The 3,523-nt window shown below is 41.5% G+C and carries 3 protein-coding genes; 2 read left to right on the plus strand and 1 reads right to left on the minus strand.

The genetic code is table 11. The features are described from left to right. On the plus strand, nt 1-569 hold a 569-nt coding region (locus IBX40_12105; GenBank protein ID MBE0525052.1), incomplete at its 5' end, for a cobalt-precorrin-5B (C(1))-methyltransferase. Next, on the plus strand, nt 566-1,132 hold the full coding sequence (locus IBX40_12110) for a cobalt-precorrin-7 (C(5))-methyltransferase (protein MBE0525053.1): 567 nt from the start codon (nt 566-568) through the stop codon (nt 1,130-1,132). The genes IBX40_12105 and IBX40_12110, both read left to right, overlap by 4 nt. 36 nt (nt 1,133-1,168) lie before the next feature. Here the strand turns inward: IBX40_12110 and IBX40_12115 are convergent, their stop codons facing one another. Continuing rightward, a complete protein-coding gene (locus IBX40_12115; protein MBE0525054.1) occupies nt 1,169-3,388 on the minus strand; it encodes a helix-turn-helix domain-containing protein in 2,220 nt (739 codons plus the stop codon). Nucleotides 3,389-3,523: the final 135 nt, after the last annotated feature.

Consider the following 3,523-nt stretch of genomic DNA (forward strand, 5'->3'; position numbering starts at 1 on the left):
CCAGATGTCAGATTATAGATGCTATCCTTGAAGCGTTAGATGAGTGCAGATTGGAGGGGGCTGCGGTTACCATATCCGCACCTGATGGTGAAGCAGTGGCAGCCCTGACCCTGAACCAGAAGGTGGGTGTGGAAGGTGGGATCTCCATACTGGGTACCACCGGATTCGTGGAACCCTGGAATGACCACCTGGGTGAAACAAAGATGGAAGTGATCAGTGAAGCCTCCGGGGTTGTGCTGACCACTGGCCGAATCGGCATGCGCTATTCCCAGATACTATTCCCTGAATATACCTCTGTAATGGTGGGCAGCAGGCTGGATGAAGGCATTCAGGCTGCCATAGGTGAAACAATAATATGTGGTTTACCAGGTCTGATACTTAAATGGGCAGTACCTGATATACTGGAAGGCACAGGGTTCAACACAGTACAGGAAATGATAGATAATAACAAGGAAAATCCATTAATTTATACATCACTGGCAGAAGTTGGTGAAAAATCAAACAGTGCAAGGATAGTGGTTGTGGACCGGGATGGCAATATTATCAGGGATACGGGTGATATGGCATGAAGATAGTGGGAGTAGGCGTTGGTCCTGGCATGCTGACTTCTGAGGCCTCAAAAGTAATTCAACATGCCGAAATAATTTATGGTTCTCCCCGTGCTATCGAACTGGCACAGGAATACATAACATGTGAGGCAAAAAATATTGGTGATTATTCAAAGATCAATGAACTGCCTTCGAATGCAGTTGTGCTGTCAACAGGAGACCCCAACCTTTCAGGTTTGGGGAAATATGCAGGTCCTGATGCCGAGATAATACCTGGTCTCTCCTCGCTGCAGGTGGCATGTGCCAGACTAAGGGTAGATATAGCAGATGTTGTAGTGGTCACCGCGCATGGCAGGAATCCCACGTCAGCGGCATTAAAGTTCAGACAAGACATTGAATCCGGCTCAACTGTGTTTTTACTGCCTTCGCCTGAAATGGGTGTTGATATGGTTGCCTCGACACTTGAGAGCATCGGGCTGGATGTTCCCATAGCTGTGCTTGAACAGCTGGGATATCCTGATGAACATGTGGAAGTGGGAACAGCAGGAAAAACCCCTTTATTACATGAGTTTCGGGTATTTTAAAATCACTGCCAACTTAAACTTTACAATCCAATTCATTCACACCTTAAACTGCACAGCCCGCCCATACATATCATAAACATCCATCTCATTCAATACACAAAGACCTTTATTAAGTTTTTTCATCAACTCCGGTTCTTTTGGATTCATCTTCAATTCAATAACCTTCTTTTCGCTGTCAACAAAAGCTGTCCCTTCAAGCTGAAAAATCGATTCGAACAATGTCAACAGTTCATATTTTTCATGGCTCATACACTTTGTCAAAAACATACTGCAGAGATTGATAAATGACATCTTAAAACATGTCATGATCTGATCCAACTCAGTATCGATCCTGTATACTTTATCCTTATCCCGGATCCGTCTTTCCTCTTTCAAACACATCTTCAACTTCTTAAAATCGTCCTTATGTTTTCTTTCAATCACCTTTTGTTGACGAAGATACTTATTGACTTGTTTTTCACATTCCTGCAATTCGATTGAGTCCACCTCATTCATAGTTCTTTTTCCATCAACAATCTTTGATCTCTCACGAAGTCTTCTCTCTTTCGAATACAAAGGAGCAAGCTGTTCTTCTATCGCTTCAATCTCCATCAATGGTTTTTTCAGCTTTAAATTCAGGTTGGTTATTGTCTCACACAGCTTACCATGTTTTTCATCCATCAGGTCGTACTTCTCGATCTTCATCCCATAACCTACAATTCGATGGATATTTGCTCCGGATTTCGCATCTCTGAATTGTTTTTCCTGCTGTGGCCAACGGTCAAAATATCTCTTCGTGACTTCGCTTGCGTCCAGCAATTCACGAGGAATATCCGTGATCAAAACCGATCTTTTGCCATTAGCCCACTTCACGATCACTGCCCGGCATTCATGTATGTAGTCTTTCTCTAATGAATCCCTTAACTCAATTTGACAGTCAACAAGGCTGGCAGTTCCATATTTATACTCTGTTTCCTGCTGGATGTGCTTGATCTTCTTCTCCTTTACTTGATTATCATCAAGGATGGTGAGATAATATTCATCACTGTCGTCAAAAGCCCTAAGCGTTTTCACACCATTGCCTCCACCATCAAATACCAGTATCCTCTTCACAGAAGCATGAGCCTCTGGACTATCTAAAAGTTTTGTCAATTTCGTGAGCATACCTAATGCATGTTTGCCAAGGTCGGCGTGTCCGTGAAAGGTCTGGAAATATAGTGGATGTCCCCTGCCATCATGAATAAACACATTTTCAAGACAGTTCATAACACGACCAAGCATTGTTACTTTACCTTTGTAGCACCTGTTTGATGACCACAATGGTCTGGTATTGCCGTCAATGTAGTAACATACAAGATAAGTTTCATTCCCCAATTCGTTTTGCCAGAAGTCCTGCCAGAATTTTGCAGTTGTGACAATCAATTTGTCAGATATTTTGAGATATTTCAGTTCCTGAAGGTATCTCTCAAGTGAGGCATCTTTGTAATTTTGTCCACAGAGAAATGCTAAATCGTTTCCTTTTACACGGTTCACCCTGCTTGATTTTCCATTAGATGTAACGAGCGGTAAAGAAAGCAAAGCCAGATTGTAGCGAAAGATCGTTTTTTCAGACATCGTGAAGATGTTCATGGTGGATAGATTCTTTATCAGTATCTTGTCATCGATAGATTTGAAACGATTTTCTCTTACCGATTTTAATTGATTGTATTCGCTGGTGAATTTTCCTTCCTGACGGGAGCCCGGATTGTCTTGCGGGATATTTTCGTTCTGTTTAAATAAGGGAGATTCTCGAACTTCGTCCAGTCGCTCTATTATTGTCTGCGTGTATAAGTCGATTATGTGAGTAAAAAAGGATAAAGAGGTTAATATCTCGCCCCCACCGGATTTTTGCTGTTCGCATTCTTTTTTAGGGGGAGGTGTAAATCTTGTTAATTTGGCTGATGCCCTGAAGTTATTCAAATTAGATATGGAAATCTTTGTGCCAAACTGGTTCTGAATCTTGATCTGCAGTTGTGATGAAGGTATGTTCCTGTTCTCGGTGACGATGAGGATGATATAATCTTTTATACGTTGTGTCAGTTTCGTGTTGTTTCCAGCTGCTCTTTTATCATGAAGTCCTTCTTCACCGTATTTGCGAAGTGTTTTACGATAGATGTAGTATTGTGGTCGCGTGAATGGGACTATGTTTTGATCAAAAAATTCTCTAACGGATAGGTTCGAATCTTCGATATTTTTAATGGTGCTTAGAATTTCTGCAATTCGGCCATCATCCTGCATCAGATATACTGTATGTATGTTTCCTTATATAAATGGATGGGGTTAAGATGGCAGCAAAATTCATTTGCCCGAAAGTCATGTATTAGCAAAAAAATAAAAACTGCAACAAATGGGACATCTAGTTGCATAAAAATA

The sequence above is a fragment of the Methanosarcinales archaeon genome (assembly GCA_014859725.1).
GTDB lineage: Archaea > Halobacteriota > Methanosarcinia > Methanosarcinales > Methanocomedenaceae > Kmv04.